This is a genomic window from Eisenibacter elegans DSM 3317 (assembly GCF_000430505.1).
Taxonomy (GTDB): Bacteria; Bacteroidota; Bacteroidia; order Cytophagales; family Microscillaceae; genus Eisenibacter; species Eisenibacter elegans.
The window spans coordinates 103,290-119,025 of sequence record NZ_AUMD01000011.1 but is presented as its reverse complement, the minus strand read 5'-3'; the positions used below and the strand labels follow the sequence as shown (position 1 = coordinate 119,025).

At 47.5% G+C, this 15,736-nt stretch carries 16 protein-coding genes and 4 tRNA genes; 16 read left to right on the top strand and 4 right to left on the bottom strand.

Annotation, left to right across the window (positions count from 1 at the left end):
* Nucleotides 1–165: 165 nt before the first annotated feature.
* Nucleotides 166–378 (top strand): hypothetical protein, encoded by a 213-nt coding sequence (locus tag G499_RS0101175; RefSeq protein ID WP_026998422.1) that lies wholly within the window; start codon nucleotides 166–168, stop codon nucleotides 376–378.
* On the opposite strand, the gene G499_RS0101170 is transcribed toward G499_RS0101175, so the two are convergent.
* The 4 genes from G499_RS0101170 to G499_RS0101155 all read right to left on the bottom strand — a co-directional run bounded on the left by G499_RS0101170 (nucleotide 375) and on the right by G499_RS0101155 (nucleotide 3,998).
* The gene (locus tag G499_RS0101170) at nucleotides 375–1,892 is read right to left on the bottom strand and encodes a bifunctional 3-(3-hydroxy-phenyl)propionate/3-hydroxycinnamic acid hydroxylase (RefSeq protein ID WP_081413583.1); all 1,518 of its coding nucleotides are present in this window, start codon (nucleotides 1,890–1,892) and stop codon (nucleotides 375–377) included. The two genes, G499_RS0101175 and G499_RS0101170, sit on opposite strands and share 4 nt — an antisense overlap.
* Nucleotides 1,893–1,919: 27 nt before the next feature.
* The gene (locus G499_RS0101165) at nucleotides 1,920–2,807 is read right to left on the bottom strand and encodes a DUF3822 family protein (protein ID WP_026998420.1); all 888 of its coding nucleotides are present in this window, start codon (nucleotides 2,805–2,807) and stop codon (nucleotides 1,920–1,922) included.
* 3 nt (nucleotides 2,808–2,810) lie between these two features.
* Complete coding sequence (locus G499_RS0101160) at nucleotides 2,811–3,419, bottom strand: hypothetical protein (protein WP_026998419.1); 609 nt, start codon at nucleotides 3,417–3,419, stop codon at nucleotides 2,811–2,813.
* Between the two features lie 78 nt (nucleotides 3,420–3,497).
* Nucleotides 3,498–3,998, bottom strand: coding sequence for an NUDIX domain-containing protein (locus G499_RS0101155; RefSeq protein ID WP_035726229.1), 501 nt, complete (start codon nucleotides 3,996–3,998; stop codon nucleotides 3,498–3,500).
* 152 nt (nucleotides 3,999–4,150) lie between these two features.
* On the opposite strand from G499_RS0101155, the gene trxA reads away from it, so the two are divergent.
* The 15 genes from trxA to rpoB all read left to right on the top strand — a co-directional run bounded on the left by trxA (nucleotide 4,151) and on the right by rpoB (nucleotide 15,628).
* Nucleotides 4,151–4,471 (top strand): thioredoxin, encoded by a 321-nt coding sequence (gene trxA, locus G499_RS0101150; protein WP_026998417.1) that lies wholly within the window; start codon nucleotides 4,151–4,153, stop codon nucleotides 4,469–4,471.
* A 362-nt stretch (nucleotides 4,472–4,833) separates the two neighbouring features.
* Nucleotides 4,834–6,264, top strand: coding sequence for an MBL fold metallo-hydrolase RNA specificity domain-containing protein (locus G499_RS0101140; RefSeq protein WP_026998415.1), 1,431 nt, complete (start codon nucleotides 4,834–4,836; stop codon nucleotides 6,262–6,264).
* Nucleotides 6,265–6,353: 89 nt separating this feature from the next.
* On the top strand, nucleotides 6,354–6,617 hold the full coding sequence (locus tag G499_RS0101135) for a hypothetical protein (RefSeq protein WP_026998414.1): 264 nt from the start codon (nucleotides 6,354–6,356) through the stop codon (nucleotides 6,615–6,617).
* 149 nt (nucleotides 6,618–6,766) lie between these two features.
* Nucleotides 6,767–6,852: transfer RNA gene (locus G499_RS0101130), tRNA-Tyr, on the top strand.
* 32 nt (nucleotides 6,853–6,884) lie between these two features.
* A tRNA-Gly gene (locus G499_RS0101125) sits at nucleotides 6,885–6,957 on the top strand.
* A gap of 32 nt (nucleotides 6,958–6,989) precedes the next feature.
* Nucleotides 6,990–7,061: transfer RNA gene (locus G499_RS0101120), tRNA-Thr, on the top strand.
* Nucleotides 7,062–7,112: 51 nt separating this feature from the next.
* A complete protein-coding gene (tuf, locus tag G499_RS0101115) occupies nucleotides 7,113–8,300 on the top strand; it encodes an elongation factor Tu (RefSeq protein ID WP_026998413.1) in 1,188 nt (395 codons plus the stop codon).
* 91 nt (nucleotides 8,301–8,391) lie between these two features.
* Nucleotides 8,392–8,465: transfer RNA gene (locus G499_RS0101110), tRNA-Trp, on the top strand.
* Nucleotides 8,466–8,477: 12 nt separating this feature from the next.
* Complete coding sequence (secE, locus tag G499_RS0101105) at nucleotides 8,478–8,669, top strand: preprotein translocase subunit SecE (protein WP_026998412.1); 192 nt, start codon at nucleotides 8,478–8,480, stop codon at nucleotides 8,667–8,669.
* Nucleotides 8,670–8,692: 23 nt separating this feature from the next.
* The gene (gene nusG / locus G499_RS0101100; protein WP_026998411.1) at nucleotides 8,693–9,247 is read left to right on the top strand and encodes a transcription termination/antitermination protein NusG; all 555 of its coding nucleotides are present in this window, start codon (nucleotides 8,693–8,695) and stop codon (nucleotides 9,245–9,247) included.
* A 154-nt stretch (nucleotides 9,248–9,401) separates the two neighbouring features.
* A complete protein-coding gene (gene rplK, locus G499_RS0101095) occupies nucleotides 9,402–9,848 on the top strand; it encodes a 50S ribosomal protein L11 (protein WP_026998410.1) in 447 nt (148 codons plus the stop codon).
* Between the two features lie 19 nt (nucleotides 9,849–9,867).
* Nucleotides 9,868–10,566 (top strand): 50S ribosomal protein L1, encoded by a 699-nt coding sequence (rplA, locus tag G499_RS0101090; RefSeq protein ID WP_026998409.1) that lies wholly within the window; start codon nucleotides 9,868–9,870, stop codon nucleotides 10,564–10,566.
* Nucleotides 10,567–10,592: 26 nt separating this feature from the next.
* Nucleotides 10,593–11,135 carry a 50S ribosomal protein L10 gene (rplJ, locus tag G499_RS0101085; RefSeq protein WP_026998408.1) on the top strand — a complete coding sequence of 181 codons (543 nt, stop codon included), beginning with the start codon at nucleotides 10,593–10,595 and terminating at the stop codon, nucleotides 11,133–11,135.
* A gap of 60 nt (nucleotides 11,136–11,195) precedes the next feature.
* Nucleotides 11,196–11,576 carry a 50S ribosomal protein L7/L12 gene (gene rplL / locus G499_RS0101080; protein ID WP_026998407.1) on the top strand — a complete coding sequence of 127 codons (381 nt, stop codon included), beginning with the start codon at nucleotides 11,196–11,198 and terminating at the stop codon, nucleotides 11,574–11,576.
* 185 nt (nucleotides 11,577–11,761) lie between these two features.
* Nucleotides 11,762–15,628 (top strand): DNA-directed RNA polymerase subunit beta, encoded by a 3,867-nt coding sequence (gene rpoB / locus G499_RS0101075; RefSeq protein WP_026998406.1) that lies wholly within the window; start codon nucleotides 11,762–11,764, stop codon nucleotides 15,626–15,628.
* The last annotated feature ends 108 nt before the right edge of the window (nucleotides 15,629–15,736 follow it).

The window sequence follows — 15,736 nt, the reverse complement described above, 5'->3', positions numbered from 1 at the left end:
CAAATAAGGAATAAGCCTCAGCCTTTGTAAGCGTCGATAGTTTAGACTCCATCATAGTGAGTTGTAGCAAGGAGTCGTTTTTATTTGGAACTTTTCCAAACTAAATCAGTGTTACAACAACGACTTGATATACTAACCCTTACTCACTCAAAATTTAATACTACGATGGGAAAACTTGCATTAGGATTGACATCGGTGAACATTGTGCTCCTTGTCATCTTTGCTTGGGTGGCCTATCGGCGCAATGTCAAGGCGATTGCCAAGCTTTGGGTACTTTCAAAACAAAACAAAAAAGTAGCCAATAAAGCATCTACCAAACCTGTTCAAGGAGTCTCTAGCAAGCTACACCCCAAGCCCCAAAAACGCGTCGTGGCCTAGTTGTTGTTTTTCAATGGATATTGAGCCCAAACTTGGGCGGCATTTTTACCCGAAGCATAGACATACTTATCGGGGCGAAGTAAAAAATATACTGCTTTTTGGCGCTTGACCCACTGGTTGAGCGCCTTTTTTATGGCTATCTCTGCCGGCTGCGAAGCCACCCATACGATTACTCCAAGGCGGGCGGCTTCTTGGACAATCTTTTCGGTACAGTTCCCTTCCATACAAACCAAAGACCAGCCCTGCCCCAAAAAATCATCTGATAAGGCTCCAGACTCGTCGCGCCATTGGGGAAAAAGCTGCCGCCGCGCCTTCCCTTTGCCCCAAAAGCCGGCTCCTAAGCGCTCAAAAGGGATGGGTAGGGTGTGTAGCTTTCGTTTTGCCCATGGCCAAAATTGTAGCAACTCCAGCACTCTATACAAAGGAGTGGTAAACAATAGGCCTACCAATATCGCCAAGGACGTATGTTTGATGGCGTGGGGCAGACGCTCCGAGGTATAGGTCTGCAGCAGCGCTTTGTCCGCTTGTTGTGTATGGACAGCCTGTAGTTTCCAGCTTAGGTTGGCAATATCTCTAAATCCGGCACACATCCCTTGCCCGATATAAGGCGGAGTGGTATGGGCGGCATCTCCGGCCAGAAAAACCCGGTTGTTTTGCCAACGAGTACAAAAACTCCCCTCAAATCGGTATTGTGCTACGTGTAGTAGGGTCAGGTCTTGTGTTTCGACCCTCAAGGTCTGCAACAACGCCAGTGCCTGAGCCGCAGGGTCGGCGGTTTCTTGCTGCTGGGTTTTGGAGAGGGTAAACTCCCAACGCCTATGCCCTGCTATGCCTGCCATCCGAACCCACGCCCTCGTAGGGTGGCAAAACTTCTGTACGGCTCCTTGGGTTGGGTCTTCTTGGCTGTGCAAGCGATCTGACAGTATTGCGTCTACCTTCAGGTTGACTCTTTGGTAGGGCAGCCGTACCAAAGGCCTGCCTATCAACTGTCTCACAGTACTGTTGGCTCCGTCACAGCCTAGCACATACCTAGCCCGAAGCAAGTGCTTCAACCCCTGTGTATCGTGGGCTATCAGGCTCACCACCTCCCCCTCTTGCTCGATTTCCTGAAGTAAAAGCCCCTCACGCAAGGTTACCTGCGCAAAACGCTTGCAGCCCTCTCTCAGACATTGTTCTAAAGTCGGTTGGAAAAACAGGTAGCTATTGCTTCCATAGCCGCTCAACCCTGCCAGTTGTCCTTTGAGCAACAAGCGATTGTGGATATTGCGCAGCTCTAAACCACTACTTGGCTTGAGCTGAGACCACATTTTTGCAGACAATGCAACCATCTGTAGTAGGCGTACAGCCTCTGTGTCGAGGTGAATGGCTCGCGGAAAATCAACTGGGTGGCTATGGCGCTCGATGGCCAAAACCCGCCAACCCATTTGCCCAAAAAAATTAGCCGCCAATAGCCCTACTGGCCCCATTCCTATAATGGCAAGGTCGTAAAGGTTATCAGTGGCTTGAGTAGACATTATGGATATAATCACCTCAACACAGGCCTAGAGCAAGTGCATGGCTAGGAGGTTGAAGTACTGATAAGACGGCACATTGTCGAAATTATGATCAAAAGTAATGCCCAATGCAGGTCGCTCGTGGAAGTGTAGGTGCTTAATATAGCGATAGGCGATATCATATACCTTAGACTGGCGGTTGATTTGACCCAAAAAATTGACATGGCAGGTAGCCGGGTCGCGCTTCAACTCATCTATCACAAAGAGCAGATAGTAGATAAAATCTTGCGCCGTTCGGTATTGGAACATATTACAGTACTCCAAAGTACTGCCCTGTGTAACGGCAATAAAAAACTGATTGGCTTCTACCGCTACGTGAAACTGTACAGGGGTGGCATTGTAATCATACTTAAAAATACCCTCTAAAAAGCTACAAACCGCGTGAGAAAACTGCACCTGCCGCGAAGGGTAGGCAATGTTTTCGAGCCACAGAACCAGTTCTTTGGGAGCTTTGAAGAGTGTATGTGCATCGATTACCTGTTGGGGGGTAGCGCACACCTCTTCGTTGGGGAGTGGAGGGCTAATCCAGCGCAAGTACTTTCGATTGGCCTTGGAGTCAAACAACTCATTGGGCACCAAAGTAAAAGGCGTATTACGAAAAGCAGCCCGGATGTTATTCCAGTAGTTGGCTTTCAAGAACAGGTGATTTTCGTAAATACGGTTAAGCACTGCAATCAGCTCCTCCTTGGAGAGTTTTTTGAAAAAGGCATAATCTTCCAGATAGAGACACTGCTTGGTAGAGGCATCTATCACGGCAAACCGAAAGGCATCCTCTCCAATGGAGAGGAATAAGTCATATTCAGCGATAGCATCTACGTCAAAGCGTTCGGCACGCACGCTGAGCCTTTTTTCAAATACGTCGTTGTATGTTTCCAAATGTTATTCCCAGTTACCGGCGGTAGTAGGTTCATCTAGTGAGCCTACGCGAAGTGGTTGTTTGTTGTCTTTGCCTGTACGGCGATCGGGGTTGATAGGTTCAGGGTCTTTGATTTCAAATACCGCCACGCTCACACCGCTCACATCGATGCGTTTTGCACCAATCAGTAGGCGCTTGTCGGTATGAGGCAACACAGGCAACGCACGGATATTTTCTAGGACACGGATATAGGCCTCCCGGCGATCTGCCTGTAGGTTTTTGTTGTTACGGTATACATTAGGCAAAGAGTCTTTGACAGCTACATAGCCCAAGGTATCGATTTTGACCAGCACACTGTCATTGCCTAGGTCGCGCTCGCGGCGTTGTGTCAAGACAAACTGCCCTTGCTCATAAAACCCGATGAGCTCTGACCAAGTAGCGGCATACTCGCCTTTCTGGCTGATGTAGGCCAATTGGAGTTGGCGGGCAATTTCGAGCTTACGTACGACTGTTTCTTCGATGCGTTTGATCTCGGCCTGTTGGTCGATGGGAGCCTTGATGGCCAAAATCAACCATACGGTTAGGCCAATGATGGGTATCCACAGGAGATAAGTAATGAGTTTTGTGTTCATTGGAGCTTTTTTTTGATTGCAATAATAAAAAATTTATAAATCTCGCCATATCAGAGACCAAAACTTTTTTTGTCTGGCCTAGCTGTTTGCAAAGAAATAGCCAGTGCTTTGGCCAAATTCAGCCAAGGTGTTGCTTTGGCGCAGGCGGCTGTGTAGGCAGTACGGCGGCTCAGCCTTGAGCGCCTCCCAAGGCATAAAGGCAACCTCTCGGATAATTTGAGCCTCTGCTCCCAGCTCAGGGTCTTGGCCTTGGGTAAGTGCCCCTCCGGTAATGTGTACTTCAAAAAACAGCTCCATTGCGTGTAGGGGTGCTTCGAGGTACTCATTCACAAAAAGCAAAGACCCAACGCCTACCTCTAGGCCGGTTTCTTCCAAAAATTCCCGCTGTAGCGCTTGAGTTGCCGGTTCGCCATATTGCATCCCCCCTCCGGGCGGAGCCCACAGGTAGCCGCCTCGGCCAATGTGGGTATGCTTGACCAACAGCAATTCGCCTGCCACCACACAAATACCGCTGACACGCACCCGCAACTGCTTGCCAAAAGCGGCTGTTATCTGTGCTATCTCTGCTGATACTTTCATAGAGGCCAAAGTACGGTATTATCTGCAAAACTGCCAAATAAACGGGCAATCTAGTTGAGCGAAGGCGCATCCTTGGTTTGAACTTTTTGGCTATCAAAGATGTATTGATTATGAATATTCTCTATTACCCCCCTTAATTAATAAATACCGACATGGGAAAAGCATTAGAACTTACCGATGCAAACTTTCAGGAAGTCATCAGTGGTGACAAACCTGTCTTGGTAGATTTCTGGGCCGAATGGTGTGGCCCCTGCCAAATGATAGCTCCTACCATTGAAGAACTAGCCGGTGAATATGAAGGAAAAGCCGTCATCGCAAAGCTTGATGTAGATAATAACCCTAACGCTTCTATGCAGTTTGGTGTACGCAGCATCCCTACCCTGCTGATTTTCAAAAATGGCCAAGTGGTAGACAAGCAAATCGGTGTAGTACCCAAAAATGTATTGGCGCAAAAACTTGAAGCACAAATCTAAGTGCCCCAAAGACTGACTCTGAGCTACATTTCATAAAGCCCCCCACCCCACAAACAGATGGGGGGGGCTTTGCTTTTTGAAGGCAAAAACTTCTGTAGCGCCCTTAGCCCCCAACTATATCAAACAACAGGGGCTAAAGCACGCTCACATCAAGCCGATAGCTCTAGCCTATTGTTTATCCTAAGATTGACTGGATTGGAAGATTCACTGGATTTGATTTTCTTGATGCCCAAGGGCTTTCCGCACGTACAGCCCCCAAACTAATTTTGATTGGGCATCACACAGTCATAAATATTAGCCAAAAAATCCGTTATTTGCAAAGCCTTGGCTTATCCCAAGCCAAGCTCAAAACTACGTTTGGTATGAAATTAACCTTTTGGGGCGCTGCCCAACAAGTAACCGGCAGCATGTTTTTGCTCACCCTTGAGAGTGAGTACAACATTTTGATAGATTGTGGAATGGATATGGCACACGGCGAAGCTGTTGAAACAGCTCACTATGGGCTATTCCCTTTTGAAGCCTCCCAGATACATGCCGTTGTGTTGACCCACGCCCACCTCGACCACTCCGGCTTCTTACCCAATCTCATCCGCGAAGGGTTTGAAGGGAAAATATACTGTACGGCTCCTACCCGTGACCTGACCCAGCTCCTGCTGGAAGATGCCGCCTCGCTCAATATGCGCAAGCTCAAACGCGCTGAGAAGGAAAAATACCGCGCCCGCAACAAAAAACGCGGCTTCAGCCCCGATATCAATACTGACCGCCTCTATATGTTGCCGCACGTAGCCTCGGCGCTGAGCCATTTTGAAGTCGTGCCGTTTTCTCAACGCATTCGGCTCACCAAGGATGCCTGGCTCACCTTATTGCCCGCAGGGCATCTACTGGGCGCAGCCAGTGTAGTGATAGAAGTAAAAGAAGGAGAAGAAACCAAGCGCCTCTGCTTCTCAGGAGACGTAGGTCGGTTCAACTATCCGCTACTGCCCGATCCACACCCCATGCCTCAGGTCGATTACCTTATTAGCGAAAGCACCTACGGCAGCCGCCGCCATGAAGACACTGAGAGTCCGGAGAAATTACTCTATGATATCATCAAAGAAGCCTGTATCGACAAACCCGGCAAGCTGATTATCCCGGCTTTTAGCGTTGGCCGCACACAAGCCTTATTATATACACTCAAAAAACTCTGCGCTCAGGGGCTGATGCCTCCCATCAAGATATATGCTGACAGCCCCTTGGCTTTTATGAGTACCAAGGTATATGCGCATTACCCCAAGTGGCTCAACCAAGAAGCCCAAGACTTCCTCAAACAAAATACTGAGCTCTTTGACTTCGAGAACCTTATATATGTAGAGAATATGCGCGACAGCAAGACCCTGGCCACCCAGCGCGAAGCCTGTGTGATTATCTCCTCTTCTGGTATGATTCACGGAGGCCGCGTAGAGCATCACGTCCGCAAAAACCTCTCAAACCCCAACGCCACCATTCTCATGATTGGCTATGCTGCTGAGGGAACCCTAGGCCACGAACTGCTCAACGGACGCAAAAGCCTAGAAATAGCCAAAAACAAAGAAGTACCCGTCTTGGCCAACATCCGTAAGATTGACATCTTCAGTGGCCATGGCGATTTGGACGACCTGCTATACTTTGTAAGGCAACAACCCACCGACCAACTCAAAAAAGTTTTCTTGGTTCACGGAGAAGTCAACGCCATGCAAGACTTCCGCCAAACCCTTGCTCAAGAGGGATATACACAAGTAGAAGTACCCCAAAAAGGAGATGCCTTCGAGCTCTAATTCTACAAAAAGCAAACTTTCCTTCCAAACACACTTCCATATTTACAAAACTCTGCGTACCTTTGCAGAACATTAGCACATAAAGCGCCATGAAGCAGTATTTTTACCTCCCTATCATCGCTTTAATACTACTAAGCACCGCCTGTGGCGGGGGAGAAGTTGCCACCAATGACAATAACGCCCCCAATACTGAAGAGACCCAGATGGACAGCCTGATGGAAATCTCCGTAGATGAAGAATTAAACCTGCCCATAGAGCAGGAGCGAAGCATCAGCGACACCACTGACCGCGCCCCCGTAATTCCTGCTCCTGATGAGCTAGAAATACCTACCAAAGAGGGAGCGGCAAGCTAAAACAATAGCAAAACGGGCAAGCAAGAAAATAGTTTGAAAAAAATCAACTAAAAGTTTGCAACTAAAAAAAAAAGCCCTTAACTTTGCATCCACTTTACAACACACACGTAATCGTGTTGTAAAATCAAGAAAAATCTTGAACTATTTTTGGGGAGATACTCAAGTGGCCAACGAGGACAGACTGTAAATCTGTTGGTGTATACCTTCGCAGGTTCGAATCCTGCTCTCCCCACCACCTATATATACCTCCAAACCACTATATTATAAGCGGGAGTAGCTCAGTTGGTAGAGCGACAGCCTTCCAAGCTGTAGGTCGCGGGTTCGAGCCTCGTCTCCCGCTCTTATAATTTCTTAATCTTAACATATTCATTAGCCGACGTAGCTCAGGGGTAGAGCGCTTCCTTGGTAAGGACGAGGTCGGGGGTTCAATTCCCCCCGTTGGCTCTGAAGGTTGTATAGGTTGTACTTTTTCAAACTTTAAATCGGTAATTTTCAATGGCTAAAGAAACGTTTGACCGTTCCAAACCACACGTGAACATTGGTACTATTGGACACGTTGACCATGGCAAAACTACACTGACTGCCGCTATCACTAAAGTATTGGCAGAAAAAGGCTTGTCAGAAGCTAAATCATTTGACCAAATCGACAACGCACCTGAAGAGAAAGAACGCGGTATCACTATCAATACTTCACACGTAGAATACCAAACTGCTGCTCGTCACTATGCACACGTGGACTGCCCAGGCCACGCCGACTATGTGAAAAACATGGTTACTGGTGCTGCGCAGATGGACGGTGCAATTCTTGTTGTAGCCGCTACTGACGGTCCAATGCCCCAAACTCGTGAACACATCCTTTTGGCTCGCCAAGTAGGTGTTCCTGCACTTGTAGTGTTCATGAACAAAGTAGACTTGGTAGACGACGAAGAGCTTCTCGAGCTTGTAGAAATGGAAGTACGTGAATTGTTGAGCTTCTACCAATTCCCTGGCGATGACATCCCTGTTATCAAAGGTTCTGCTTTGGGTGGCCTCAACGGTGAAGCACAGTGGGTTGACAAAATCATGGAATTGATGGACGCTGTAGACAACTACATTCCTCTTCCTGAGCGTGCTGTTGATAAGGACTTCTTGATGCCTATCGAAGACGTATTCTCTATCACTGGTCGTGGTACTGTAGCTACAGGCCGTATCGAGCGCGGTGTAATCAACTCTGGTGACCCCGTTCAAATCTTGGGTATGGGTGCAGAAGACTTGACGTCAACTGTAACTGGTGTTGAGATGTTCCGTAAGATTCTTGACCGTGGTGAAGCTGGTGATAACGTAGGTCTCTTGCTACGTGGTATTGAGAAAACTCAAATCCGCCGTGGTATGGTTATCTGCAAACCTAAGAGTGTAACTCCTCACTTCCAGTTCAAGGCTGAAGTATACGTATTGTCTAAAGAAGAAGGTGGTCGTCATACCCCATTCTTTAACAAATACCGCCCTCAGTTCTACCTACGTACTACTGACGTAACTGGTGAAATTTCTCTTCCTGATGGCGTAGAAATGGTTATGCCTGGTGATAACATCACTTTGACAGTAAACCTTATCAATGCCGTAGCACTCGAAAAAGGTCTTCGCTTCGCTATCCGTGAAGGTGGCCGTACCATCGGTGCAGGTCAGGTAACTGAAATTCTCGCATAGTAGATATTCATTGCCCAAAAGCGCCCTTGGAAAAAATCACAAGGGCGCTTTTATATTCTCAAAATAAGTGCTATATTTGCACTCCCAAATTACGGGCGTAGTTCAATGGTAGAATAGCGGTCTCCAAAACCGTTGATGGGAGTTCGAATCTCTCCGCCCGTGCCAAATACTTTCCCCATGAACAAGCTTATCTCATTTGTAACCGATTCATTTCACGAATTGCGCTACAAAGTAACTTGGCCAAAATACAGCGAACTACAAAGCAACTCGACACTAGTGTTGGTTGCCTCGCTTATTTTTGCATTACTCATCGGAGCCATGGACTTTGTCTTTGATGGGTTTATGAATTGGTTCTACGAATCATTCTAAGAAGCTACTGATATACAACAACTATGAGTGATTACAGATGGTATGCGGTCAGGTCTATTGCCGGCCAAGAAAAGAAAGCCATTGGCTATCTTGAGCTGGAGCTAAGCCGCAAAAACCTGCAAGATAACGTACCCCAAATCCTTATCCCAACAGAGAAGGTGTATGAGGTGCGTAATGGCAAGAAGAAACTACGCGAACGTAGCTATTTGCCTGGATATATCCTCATCCAAGCTGATCTCAGCAACGGAGAGGTGATTCCCGTAATCACGAATGTACCCGGTATCATCGGCTTCCTTGGTAGCGAGGCCGGCGCATCTAAAGAGCCTATCCCGCTACGCCAAGACGAAGTAGACCGCATACTTGGCAATGTAAGCGCCAAGTCGGACGAAGAAGAGAAGCTAGAAACGCCGTTTATCGTAGGCGAGCACGTCAAAGTAACCGACGGGCCATTCAACGATTTTACGGGCGTGGTTCAAGAAGTATTCGAAGAGCGTAAGAGACTGAATGTAATGGTGAAGATTTTTGGTAGAAATACGCTCGTAGAACTTAACTATATGCAGGTAGAAAAGCAAGACTAGCACACTACCACCTCCATACGCACCCATCTTCTACGTGTTCATCAGCAAGGCAATATCCGCGAACACTGTTGCCCTGCGTAGCTTCCTGATTGTGAGCACGTAATCTCTTCATATATTCAAAATAAGTTGACTTATACTTTATTACCATACAACTATGGCAAAAGAGATTCTTGGGTATTTAAAGTTGCAAGTTAAAGGCGGGCAAGCCAACCCATCCCCCCCCATCGGCCCTGCCTTGGGTAGTAAAGGGATTAACATCATGGAGTTCTGTAAGCAGTTTAATGCTCGTACACAGGACAAAATGGGTCAGGTTTTGCCGGTAGTAATCACTTACTACAAAGACAAGTCCTTTGAGTTCATCATTAAAACCCCTCCCACTCCGGTGTTGCTTAAAGAAGCACTCAAGCTCAAGTCCGGCTCTGCCGAACCCAATCGTAAGAAAGTTGGTGAGCTGCCTTGGGACAAAGTCAGAGAGATTGCAGAAATCAAAATGCCTGACTTGAATGCATTCACGATTGAATCGGCCATGCGCATGGTAGCCGGTACCGCCCGTAGTATGGGTATAAAGGTAACAGGCAAAGCCCCATGGGAAACCGAGTAACCGATAACCACTTGGAGAAATGGCAAAATTAACGAAAAAACAAAAAGAAGCGCTACAAAAATACGACCAATCAAAGGCTTACTCTTTGGAGGAGGCCGTGCGTGTGGTGAAAGAAATTAGCAACACCCGCTTTGATTCTTCTGTCGATATTGATGTACGCTTAGGAGTAGACCCCCGCAAAGCCGACCAAATGGTGCGCGGTGTAGCTTCGTTGCCACACGGAACCGGTAAAGCTGTTCGTGTATTGGTACTCTGTACTCCAGACAAGGAGGAAGAAGCCAAAAACGCAGGCGCTGAGTTCGTAGGCTTAGATGACTATATCGAGCAGATTGAAAAAGGTTGGACTGACATAGACGTGATTATCACCATGCCTACTGTCATGGCCAAAGTAGGGAAACTGGGTCGCGTATTAGGACCTCGAGGCTTGATGCCTAACCCCAAATCTGGCACTGTAACGATGGATGTAGGTGCTGCCGTGCAGGAAGTAAAAGCTGGTAAAATCGACTTCAAAGTTGATAAAACCGGTATCATTCACGCCAGCATCGGAAAAGCTTCTTTTGCACCCGAACAATTGGTAGAAAACGCCATGGAGCTGTTGAATACACTCAACAAACTTAAGCCTTCTGCCGCCAAGGGTACTTACATGAAGTCTATCTACCTCTCCAGTACTATGAGTCCTTCAGTAGCAGTGGACAAAAGCACTGTTCCGGGCTTATAATTTGTAGACGCTAAACGCATAGAATCATGACAAGAGAGGATAAAGCTCAAGTAATCGAAGAACTGAAAGAGAAGTTTGCCAATACAACGTATTTCTACATTGCCAATGCCGAAGGCATGACCGTGGAGCAAATCAATAGCTTCCGCCGCGCTTGCTTCGAAAAAGGCATCGAATACAAAGTATACAAAAACACGCTCATCAAGAAAGCCTTAGAATCACTCGAAACAGACTATACACCTTTCAATGAAAAGGTGCTCAAAGGTGTTTCAGGTGTGATGTTTACCAACGAAGCAGGTAACTTGCCTGCAAGGGTGCTCAAGGAGTTTAGAAAAGGTGCTAACAAACCGGTGCTCAAAGGTGCTTCCATCGACTCTTCATTTTATTATGGAGACGATTCCTTAGACGCGCTGACCAAGATCAAGTCTCGCGAGGAGTTACTCGCCGATTTGGCTGGTATGTTGATGTCGCCTGCTCAAAACCTTGCTTCTGCCTTGCAAAGCAGCGGTGCCAAGCTTGCTGGTGCGCTCGAAGCCTACGCCAAGAAATTGGAAGAAGGCAGCGCTCAATAACCCCCCCCCCTATACGCTTAAATTCCCATTTTAACCGATTTTATTTTAATCACAAATATCATGGCAGATTTAAAAGAATTCGCTGAAAAGTTAGTAAACTTGTCTCTTAAAGAAGTGACTGAGTTGGTTGGCATCTTGAAAGATGAGTACGGCATCGAGCCTGCAGCTGCTGCTGTAGCTGTAGCTGCCCCTGCTGGTGGCGATGGCGGTGCTGCTGCTGCTGCTGAGCAAACTTCTTTCGACGTAGTATTGAAAGAGGCCGGTCCTAACAAACTGAAAATCGTGAAAACGGTTAAAGAAATGACCGGTGCTGGCTTGAAAGAAGCGAAAGAAATGGTAGACGGCGCTCCTAAAGCAATCAAAGAAGGTGTTTCTAAAGACGAAGCAGAAGCTTTGAAAGCAGCTTTGGAAGCTGACGGCGCTGTTGTTGAATTAAAATAACCGCGTCAGAATTGCGAAATCTTTGAAAATATTCATATATTGCGCAATTCTTTCAGACCTGGCATCAAAAGTCAGGTCTTTTCGTCATTTCAAAACATTTGGGGCTACACACTAGTTAGCTCCAAATGTATTGCTATGACACCCCCTTTTCTCCCCCTCCCTACTCCAAGCGCTAACAACTTATGATGCAAACTTCTCATCTCTACGGAAGGCACAGTTTTGCCAAGGTAAAAACCATCGTCGATTACCCTGACTTCTTGGACATTCAGCTACAATCCTTTAAAGACTTCTTTCAGATAGACACTCCGCCTGAAGAAAGAAGAGACGAAGGGCTTTTCAAGGTGTTTTTTGAGAACTTTCCTATCTCAGATTCCCGCGAAAATTTTGTACTGGAGTTTGTGGACTATTCTATAGACCCTCCCAAGTATTCCGTTGATGAGTGCATTGACCGTGGGCTTACCTATTCCATTCCACTCAAAGCCAAACTCCGTCTTTCTTGTAACGACGAAGACAACGAAGAGTTTCAGACCATCGAGCAAGAGGTATTTTTGGGCAATATTCCTTATATGACCGAAAAAGGCTCTTTTGTCATCAATGGTGCTGAGCGGGTCATTGTATCTCAGTTGCACCGCTCTCCAGGGGTGTTTTTTGCGCAAAGCAAACACACCAACGGTACCAAGCTATACTCTGCCCGTATTATCCCCTTCAAAGGGTCTTGGATTGAATTTACGACCGACGTAAACAACGTCATGTATGCTTATATCGACCGTAAAAAGAAATTCCCAGTAACTACCCTCCTACGGGTGATTGGGTATGGTACTGACAAGCAAATCTTGGATCTCTTCAATCTTTCGGAAGAGATTGAGGCCAATGCCAAAAACCTCAAAAAAGTAGTGGGGCGTAAGCTAGCCGCACGGGTATTGCGTACTTGGACAGAGGACTTTGTAGACGAAGATACCGGCGAGGTAGTATCTATTGTCCGAAATGATGTGCTCTTGGAGCGTGATTCTATCATCGAAGCCGAAGACGTAGAGGTAATCGTAGAATCAGGTAGCCAAACCATCATCTTGCACCGGGAGGATGTCAATATTGCTGACTTCTCTATCATCTACAATACGCTCCAAAAAGATAATTCTAACTCTGAGAAAGAAGCCTTAGAGACCATCTACCGCCAACTTCGTAACACAGAAGCCCCTGACGAGCAGACGGCACGAGAGCTGATCCAGAGTTTGTTCTTTAGCGAAAAACGATACGACCTAGGCGAAGTAGGGCGCTACCGTATCAACAAAAAACTTGACCTGACTATCGACAGCGAAGTACGTGTCTTGACAGAAGAGGACATCGTGTCGATTATCAAATATCTTATCGGCCTTATCAACTCTAAGGCTGTGGTCGATGATATTGACCACTTGAGCAACCGCCGCGTACGTACTGTAGGCGAGCAGCTCTATACACAGTTTGGTGTAGGCTTGGCACGTATGGCGCGTACCATCCGCGAGCGGATGAACGTGCGTGACAATGAGGATTTCAAACCTGTGGATTTGATCAATGCCCGTACGCTCTCGTCGGTCATCAACTCCTTCTTTGGAACCAACCAGCTGTCGCAGTTTATGGATCAGACCAACCCCTTGTCTGAGATTACCCACAAACGCCGTATGTCAGCGCTCGGCCCCGGAGGCCTTTCACGCGAGCGTGCAGGCTTTGAGGTGCGCGACGTTCACTATACGCACTATGGCCGCCTATGTACCATCGAAACCCCTGAAGGCCCCAATATCGGTCTGATTTCTTCGCTTTGCGTACACGCCAAAGTGAACAGTATGGGCTTTATCGAAACCCCTTACCGCATCGTACGAGAGGGTAAGGTAACCGATGACCTAATTTACCTGACTGCCGAAGAAGAAGACAACCACTACATCGCTCAGGCCAACTTGCCTATCGATGAAAAAGGAAACTTCTTGCGCGACCGACTCAAAGCCCGATTTGAGGGAGACTTCCCTGTGGTGGAGCCGGATACGCTGACTTATATGGACGTAGCGCCAAACCAAATCGTATCGGTGGCGGCTTCTATGATTCCATTCTTGGAACATGACGACGCCAACCGTGCCTTGATGGGCTCAAACATGCAGCGCCAAGCCGTGCCTCTATTCCGCCCACAAGCCCCTATCGTAGGTACTGGACTTGAAGGCCGCGCCGCGCTCGATTCCCGCGCACTAGTAGTAGCCGAACACGACGGCGTAGTAACTTATGTGGATGCTACCAAGATTACCATCCAATATGACTACACCGAAAAACTGAGCCTTATTTCTTTTGACGACAACATCGTTACCTACAACTTGGTGAAGTTCCGCCGTACCAACCAAGATACCTGCATCAACCTCAAGCCTATGGTTCACAAAGGGCAACGCGTCAAACAAGGCGATGTGCTTTGCGAAGGATATGCCACTGAGGGTGGAGAGCTGGCTTTGGGTGTCAACCTAATGGTCGCCTTTATGCCTTGGCAAGGATACAACTTTGAAGATGCGATTGTTATCTCTGAAAAAGTAGTGCGCGAAGATATTCTGACTTCACTACACATCGAAGAGTATGACCTCGAAGTACGCGATACCAAGCGTGGGGAAGAAGAGTTGACCTCTGAAATCCCGAACGTTAGCGAAGAGGCTATCAAATACCTCGACGAAAACGGTATCGTATCAGTAGGTACTCGTGTACGCGAAGGCGATATCCTGATTGGTAAGATTACGCCCAAGGGCGAAAGTGATCCTACTCCTGAGGAGAAACTATTGCGTGCTATCTTCGGAGATAAGGCCGGCGATGTGAAAGATGCTTCTCTCAAGGCGCCCCCATCAATGAACGGAGTCATTATTGAGACCAAGCTCTTCTCAAGACCCAAAAAAGACAAAGACTCTCGCGATAAAGCCAAACAACAAGTGCGTGACCTGATGGCCGAGTACAGCAAGGACTTGACCAAAATCCGCCACATTATGCTTGAAAAAGTAACGACCCTGCTCGAAGGCAAAACCTGCAAGGGTATCAAGCATAAGTTTGGAGAAGAGATTATGAGCAGCGGAGTGAAATTCACTCGCAAAAATATAGAGCAGAATCTGTTCCCTGATAAGAACGTCTTCCGCGACGAGAGCAGCTACAACGTACCCGAAGAAGTAAATCTCATCGGTGACCTACTGCTCGACAATGCTACTGATGATGCCGATACAAACGAAACGCTGGTGGCGCTAGTGAAAAACTACAACAAACGCCGCAACGAAATTTCGGGCAACTTCAAGCGCGAACGCTTTGCCATCGAAGTAGGAGACGAACTGCCTACGGGTATTGTCAAGCTGGCCAAAGTATACATTGCCAAAAAACGTAAACTACGTGTGGGTGATAAAATGGCCGGTCGCCACGGTAACAAAGGGGTTGTCTCTAAAATCGTTCCCGAAGAAGATATGCCGTTCTTGGCCGATGGCACTCCGGTAGATATTGTACTCAACCCACTAGGCGTACCTTCGCGTATGAACTTGGGGCAAATCTATGAGACTATGCTCGGCTGGGCAGGTAAGATTCTGAATAAGAAATATGCCACCCCAATCTTTGACGGCGCTACCGAAGAGGAAGTAGCCAAAGAAGTAGCCGCCGCCGGAATACCTGCATTTGGACGTACAGTCTTGTATGATGGCTTGACGGGAGAGGCCTTCGACCAACCCGTTACGGTAGGTATTATTTATATGCTCAAACTCGGCCACTTGGTGGACGATAAGATGCACGCCCGCTCTATCGGCCCTTATTCACTCATCACCCAACAACCTCTTGGCGGTAAAGCCCAATTTGGTGGGCAGCGCTTCGGGGAAATGGAAGTATGGGCATTGGAAGCCTTTGGTGCTTCACACGTCTTGCAAGAGATTCTGACCGTTAAGTCTGATGATGTTATCGGTCGTGCCAAAGCTTATGAAGCTATCGTGAAGGGAGAAAATATCCCAACCCCCAATATCCCTGAGTCATTCAACGTATTGGTACACGAGCTTCGCGGCCTCGCCCTCGAAATCACGCTGGAGTAACCCTCTGGCAGGAGTACAGCACCGAAGCGGTAGTTCCCCCTTCGGTGCCCAACTCTGTTTAAGAACGTAAACAGGCACAAAAGGCATACAATCAACCCTACAAACTTT